Origin of the sequence: Mycobacterium sp., from assembly GCF_052144515.1 — a bacterium.
In the GTDB taxonomy this organism is placed as follows: Bacteria; Actinomycetota; Actinomycetes; order Mycobacteriales; family Mycobacteriaceae; genus Mycobacterium.
On sequence record NZ_JBKQQD010000333.1, the window covers coordinates 1 to 6,326 of the forward strand.

The following is a 6,326-nucleotide window of genomic DNA, read 5'->3' on the forward strand; positions in this document are numbered from 1 at the left end:
TGGTACGCGCAAGCATCGGGAGTACCGGGCAGCTCGCCGCGCTCGATTGGCAGCTCACCGGGCGGGAGAACCTGGTGCTGTTCGGCCGGCTGCGGGGCATGCGGCGCAAACATGCGCAACTGCGCGCCGACGCGTTGATCCACCAGTTCGATATGTCGCACGCCGCCGATCGGAAGGTGAACACCTATTCGGTCGGCATGCGGCGCCGCATCGACGTCGCCGCCGCACTGGTGGTTCGGCCGAAGGTGCTTTTCCTCGACGAGCCGACAACCGGGCTGGACCCGCGCAGCCGCCGCGACGTGTGGGACCTGGTCGCCTCGCTCCGAGCCCAGGGAGTCACCGTCCTGCTCACCACGCAGTATCTGGAGGAAGCCGACCTGCTCAGCGATTCGGTCGTCGTCATCGACCATGGCTGCGTCATCGCCAGCGGCACCGCCGACGACCTCAAGCGCCGCGTGGGAATCAGCTACTGCACCGTGAGTCCCGTCGATCCGGCCGACCTGCCCGCGATCCTCGCCGCGGTCGCCGACCTCGCGGACGCCCAGGCCGATGACGAGGCGAACACCGTGTCGGTGCTGGCGCCCGATGGCGTCGCCACACTCAGTGAGGTGTTTCGCCGGGTCGACCAGCTCGGCGTCGAGCTCGCCGACATCTCGCTGCGCAAGCCGTCCCTGGACGAGGCATTTTTGCACCTCACGAAGAGCGTCACCACGTGACGGCGCTCGCTGCACTCACCGAGCGCATCGTCCTCTCCACGCTGCGCGACGATCTGCCGTTCGCGATCCTTGCTCCCGCCGGGAACTTCGTCATCTTCAACTTCATGCTGGGCAACGTCATCGACACCGGCGGGATGAGCTACCCCCAGTACCTCCTTCCGGTGATCATCGTCCAGGTGATGTTTCTCGGGGCGCTGACCACCGTCGACCGGGCCGCCCGCGACCAGCAGTCCGACTTCGGGGTCCGGCTCCGCACGCTGCCCATCTCCACCGTCGCGCCGCTGACGGCTCGCATGGTGTACTGCCTTTTTCGCGGCGCCCTCGGCCTGCTGGCCACGATCGCCGTGGGGTATGCGTTCGGGTTCCGGATGTTCGGGGGGCCCGTTTACGCCGCCGCCTTCGTCCTTCTTGTCCTGACGTTCACGCTGGCGCTGTCGCTCGCCGCCGACGCCACGGGGACCAAGGCCGCACGGGGCGAGATCGGCAGGAGCGGGGCGTCCAGTCAGTTGCTCCTGGTTCCCCAAATGCTGCTGGTCATGCTGTCCACCGGGATGGCGCCGGTCGACTCGTTCCCCGACTGGCTGCATCCCTTCGTCCGCTACCAGCCCGTATCCCAGGTGACCGAAACCCTGCGCGGGTTCACCACCGGCCACGTCGCGGCCGGGAACCTGGCGACCAGCGTGGCATGGTGCCTGGGGCTGCTCGTGGTGTGTGGCGCGATCGCGGTGCGGATGCAACGGCGGACGCCATGACGACCGCAACCGCGGGCACGGCGCCGCCGCGGAGCTCGCTGGCCGTCGAAAGCCTGCTCTTTGCCGGGCAGCAACTGGCCCACTGGCGGCGGTCGTCGGCGATCACCATCCAGGCCCTGCTCTATCCGACCTTTTTGCTGATCACCTACAAACTTCTGGTCGGCAAGTCGATCATGAAGATCGCCGGGACCGACAGTCTCTACAGTCTGGTGCCGATGTGCGCGATGGCTGGCGCGATGTTCGGGTCGCTGGCGGCGGGCCTGAGCCTCGGCGCCGAGCGCGACAGCGGCCTGCTCAGCCAGCTGTGGTTACTGCCCGTGCACCGGGCCAGCGCCCTGACCGGCAGGCTGCTCGCCGAGGCTGCCCGCACGCTGGTGGGTTCCGCGTTGATCACGGCGGTCGGCGTCGGGCTCGGGCTTCGGTTCGCCCACGGCTGGCTCGCCGTCATCCCGTTCATCCTGATGCCGGTGCTCGTCGGTTGTGTGTTCGCGATGGCGGTCATTGCGATCGCGGTGCGGTCGAGGGGCGGCACCGCGCTGTTCTGGCTGGTCGTGCCGGCCATCAGCTTGGTGTTCGCCAGTTCCGGCGTGTCCGCCCCCGCATCGACGCCGGCGTGGATGCGGCCAGTGATCGCGATCCAGCCGATGGCCCCGACGATGGCGTTCATGCGGGCGCTCGCCCAGGGCGGTCCCGTGCTGTGGCACCTCCTGTTGTCACTGGGGTGGGTTCTCGGTCTGGCTGCCGTGCTCGGGCCACTGGCCGTCAGGAGCTATCGCGTGGCAGCGGAATCCGCACGCTGACCCGGGGCGCTTATACTCAGGCCCGATGCGTCGGCTTGCGAGATAGGGGCAGTTGTAACCGTGACCGAGTACGACGTCCGCGCGCTCTACCTTGACCTGATCCGACGCAACCTCACCCGATACGGCATGCACGAGCGAATTCCGGAGCAGTGGCCTTTGCGCCGGCGTGTCTTTTTCAAAGCCGCCAACCGCATCCTCGAGCGGACTAATGCGCATCGCTTGACGGGTGCTACGACGCGCGACTTGGGCTTGGACTGGCCGGCGGAGGCCGAGACGATGATCGGGATGCAGAGACTCACCAGTCTGCAGCAGTGCGTTGAGACGGTGCTGGCCGAAGACATCCCCGGCGATTTGATCGAATGTGGGGTGTGGCGCGGCGGGGCGTGCATCTTGATGCGTGCGGTTTTGGCGGCCTACGGGGATGCGACGCGGCGCGTGTGGCTCGCCGATTCGTTCCAAGGCGTGCCGCGCTCGGATCCCGCGAATTACAAAGCAGACAAAGGGATCAGGGCGGAGTTGGTTGCGGGCATTCTGGGTGTGTCCCAAGCGGAAGTCAGGGCGAATTTCGAGCGGTACGGGCTGCTCGACGACCAAGTCCGGTTTCTTCCCGGCTGGTTCAAAGACACGCTGCACGATGCCCCGATCGATCGCATCGCCGTCCTGAGGCTTGACGGCGACCTCTATGAATCCACGATTCAAGCGCTCGACGCGCTCTACCCGCGGCTGTCCCCCGGGGGATTCGGCATCGTCGATGACTACCTGGCGGTGAAGGCGTGTGAGCAAGCTGTCACCGATTACCGCGCTCAACATGGGATATCCGCGGAGATCGTCGACATAGACGGGACCGGTGTGTTCTGGCGCAAGGAATGAGGACGTTGGATGGTTGACGGCGGCGTCCCGGTGCGGATCGGCATCCTGGGGGCTTCTGTCCACGCACCGACGACGTTGATCAACCCGGCCCGGGGAAACCCGGAGTTGATGGTGGCCGCGGTGGCGTCACGCGATGGCTCCCGTGCGCAAGCCTTTGCCGCCGAACATGGCATCTCCCGTGTGCACGACAGCTACGAGGCGCTGGTCGCCGACCCGGACCTGGATGCGGTGTATATCGTGCTGCCGAACAGCTTGCACGGCCGGTGGACCCGGGCCGCGCTGGCCGCGGGCAAGCACGTGCTGTGCGAAAAGCCGTTCACCGCCAACGCCGCCGAGGCCCGCGAGATCGCCGACCTGGCCGCCACGTCAGACCGGGTGGTGATGACGGCAACGCAATACCGCTACCATCCGTTGACGTTGCGCGTCGAGCAGATCATTGCCTCGGGTGAGCTGGGCACCCTGCAGCGGGTGGATGTCGCCGTGTGCGTGTTGCTGCCGAAATTTTCCGGCAACTGCTACAAGTATTCCTTTGCCGGTGGGGCGACAATGGACGCTGGAAGCTATGCCTTCGACATGGTGCGCACGTTCGGCGGTTCGACCCCCGAAGTGGTTTCGGCGCGGGCGAAGCTGCGCGGGCATGAGGTGGACCGGGCCATGACGGCCGAGGTGCGGTTTGCCGGCGGGCACACGGGCCGGGTCCGTTGCGCGCTGTGGTCGTCGGACCTGTTCCGGGCGAGCGCGAAGGTGGTGGGTGACCGCGGAGAGCTGCGTTGGCTCAGTCCGGCGGCACCGCACCTCTTGCCTCGGCTCTCGGTCCGATCAGCCCACGGAAAGCGGGTGGAGCGCTTCCCGCGGCGCGTCACCTATGCGTATCAGCTGGAGGCCTTCGCCGCGGCGGTGCTGCGCGGGGAACCGGTGAAGACGACGCCGCAAGACACGGTCGAGACCATGAGGCTGATCGATGCGGTCTATCGCGCCGCCGGCCTTGCGCTCCGCGAGCCGGCCTGAACGCGAAATCCGTTCGCCCAGTGCGCACTTCGGATAACACGCGGCGTGCCACCTCGAGACATAGGCGGAGGTGATCGATCGGGTCAGGTGGCGAAATGCGCCTGGTTGACGTGCGCGGCCACCCGCAAGGCGTTGGCCGCGACCGTCAAACTGGGGTTCAAACCTGCGCTCGAAGGGAAGAACGATGTGTCCACCACGTAGAGGTTGTCCACTTCGTGTGCCCGGTTTTGTGGGTCGAGCACGCTGGTTTTCGGATCGGTACCGAAGCGACACGTTCCGCAGACGTGGCCCAGGTTCGCGTTGTCTTTGCCGCTCCCAACGGGCATATTGCGAAACGGCTGCAACACCTCTTTCAGTTGGCGCATAAACGCCGCGCGGCGTTCGATCTCACTGGGATGTAAGCGGTACTGAATGCGCAGCCGCTGGCGGCCATCCAGGCTGGGCCGGTCGTAGGGCAGCACGCGGTTGTCCAAATACGGGAGGTCTTCCGTCATCGCAGCCAGCACCAGTCCGCCGGTGAAGAACCGCTTGTAGATCTGGCGCACCGCCGGGCTCATCATGCGCAGCGCCTTGCCACGCCAGTCGGGGCGGTTGGTCAGCCACTGCATGGGCGGTATCGCGCCGAATGATTGCAGGGTGCCGTATTTCTGCCCCTCCCAGAAATAGAAGTCGTTGAGTCCGATCTCCTTGTTTGCCGCGGTGGTCTTGTGGTCGGGGTGCGGCCAGACCTCGATCGGGTCCAGCAAATGGCGCATCAGGTTGCGGCCCACCCAGTCCGAGCCGTTGGCCAGTCCGCGTGGCCACTCACCGGAGCGGGAGTTGAGCAACAGCACCGGGGTCGCAAGGGCACCGGCGGCCAGCACCACCACGTTGGCTTTGAGGGCCAGCATGTCGGTGCGACGTTGGCAGATCACCTGCTGGATCCGGGTGCGGTCGGCCTCCAGGCGCACCACCCGACACTCGGCCAGCAGCTGGGCGCCGTGCTCGGTAACCGCGGGCAGCACGCCGTTGCGGGCGGCGTCGTATTTGCACGACTGCGGGCACAGATAGGTCTGGCAGGTGGCACACCCGTCGGTGTAATCACAGGCCATCGGCAGGTGATAGGGATGCAACCCGCGGCCCGCCAGATAGTTGACCAGCGATTGATTCTCGGGTGAAAACGGCGGTGCGGCGGGCAGGCCGACCTCGGCGGCTTCCGGGCGCAGGGGATCGGGTTGGCCGCGAACCCCCAGCAGCTTTTCGGCCTCGGCGTACCAGGGCGCCATCTGCTCATAGCTGATCGGCCAGGCCTCGGGCACGGTGGAATCGCCGGGGTTGCGGAAATTCTGCCGGGGAGTGAAATCGGCAACGAAAAATCGTTCGCAGACCATGCCGTACAGGGCCGAGGATCCGCCGGTGCCGCTACCGATGAACGGCACGAAACGCTTCGGGAAGCGCCCGCTGATGTCTTCGATTTCGTCGGTTGTGCGTCCGGCCCGGGCCAAGGCGTCGTAGTACGCCTCTGGGGAACGGGCCGAAAGGGGCTCGGCGAGCTCGGGAATGGCAGCACGGATCGTTCTCGGTGTCCCGGGCAGTGTCGAGCGCCCTTTCTCGACGAACAGCACCCGCCGGCCTGAGCGGGCCAGTTGGTAGCCCAGCATTCCGCCGCCCATGCCGGTGCCGATGACGATCACGTCCCACTCGACGCGTTCGGCCTCGCGCGCACTCAGGTCGCCGTCAGCCAAAATCGAACTCCTCAGCGGATGATGGCCCAAAGCACGGCGCAGCCTGGGCGAATCGCGATCGTAACATCCGAGTTTTCCGGCGACAGCCAAGAATGACTCGGCTGTTGTTGAACGAGATGCATGCTGATCTCGGACACCGGCCGTCGCGCCGGCCGCCTCGTCCTGCGCCTATGCTTCGTGGGCCCAGATCGGTGCAACATATGCGGGAGCCGAGTTCGCTTCTGGAGCTTCCCGCGCAAGCTTCGCCGTCAGGCGGCCAGGCACGGTTTTCCGCGGCGGGTGCTCGAGTTCGCGCCCTCGGCTTACCTGCGCGGCCGCGCCGACCTCCAGCACCGCACCGCGGATCTGATGATGGCCGGCGTCGACGACGTCGTTGACATCACCGACATGCCGTGTGCTGAGCCGAGGTGCTCGATTTTGCGTGATCCCTTCCGCGAGGACCACACGATCTGAACC

7 protein-coding genes are annotated in these 6,326 nt (G+C 66.4%); 6 read left to right on the forward strand and 1 reads right to left on the reverse strand.

The window, feature by feature from the left end; all coding sequences use genetic code 11:
- The 5 genes from ACLP9N_RS22210 to ACLP9N_RS22230 form a co-directional block, all read left to right on the forward strand.
- On the forward strand, nt 1-716 hold a 716-nt coding region (locus tag ACLP9N_RS22210; RefSeq protein ID WP_442409421.1), incomplete at its 5' end, for an ATP-binding cassette domain-containing protein.
- Nucleotides 713-1,468 (forward strand): ABC transporter permease, encoded by a 756-nt coding sequence (locus tag ACLP9N_RS22215; protein ID WP_442409422.1) that lies wholly within the window; start codon nt 713-715, stop codon nt 1,466-1,468. The genes ACLP9N_RS22210 and ACLP9N_RS22215, both read left to right, overlap by 4 nt.
- On the forward strand, nt 1,465-2,268 hold the full coding sequence (locus ACLP9N_RS22220) for an ABC transporter permease (RefSeq protein WP_442409423.1): 804 nt from the start codon (nt 1,465-1,467) through the stop codon (nt 2,266-2,268). The genes ACLP9N_RS22215 and ACLP9N_RS22220 overlap by 4 nt, the downstream gene beginning before the upstream one ends.
- A 60-nt stretch (nt 2,269-2,328) precedes the next feature.
- The gene (locus ACLP9N_RS22225) at nt 2,329-3,138 is read left to right on the forward strand and encodes a TylF/MycF/NovP-related O-methyltransferase (protein WP_442409424.1); all 810 of its coding nucleotides are present in this window, start codon (nt 2,329-2,331) and stop codon (nt 3,136-3,138) included.
- Nucleotides 3,139-3,147: 9 nt separating this feature from the next.
- Entirely contained in the window at nt 3,148-4,146 is a 999-nt protein-coding gene (locus ACLP9N_RS22230) for a Gfo/Idh/MocA family protein (RefSeq protein WP_442409425.1), read from the forward strand.
- 83 nt (nt 4,147-4,229) lie between these two features.
- Here the strand turns inward: ACLP9N_RS22230 and ACLP9N_RS22235 are convergent, their stop codons facing one another.
- Nucleotides 4,230-5,870 carry a GMC oxidoreductase gene (locus ACLP9N_RS22235; protein ID WP_442409426.1) on the reverse strand — a complete coding sequence of 547 codons (1,641 nt, stop codon included), beginning with the start codon at nt 5,868-5,870 and terminating at the stop codon, nt 4,230-4,232.
- A gap of 120 nt (nt 5,871-5,990) precedes the next feature.
- On the opposite strand from ACLP9N_RS22235, the gene ACLP9N_RS22240 reads away from it, so the two are divergent.
- The gene (locus ACLP9N_RS22240; protein WP_442409427.1) at nt 5,991-6,323 is read left to right on the forward strand and encodes a hypothetical protein; all 333 of its coding nucleotides are present in this window, start codon (nt 5,991-5,993) and stop codon (nt 6,321-6,323) included.
- Nucleotides 6,324-6,326: the final 3 nt, after the last annotated feature.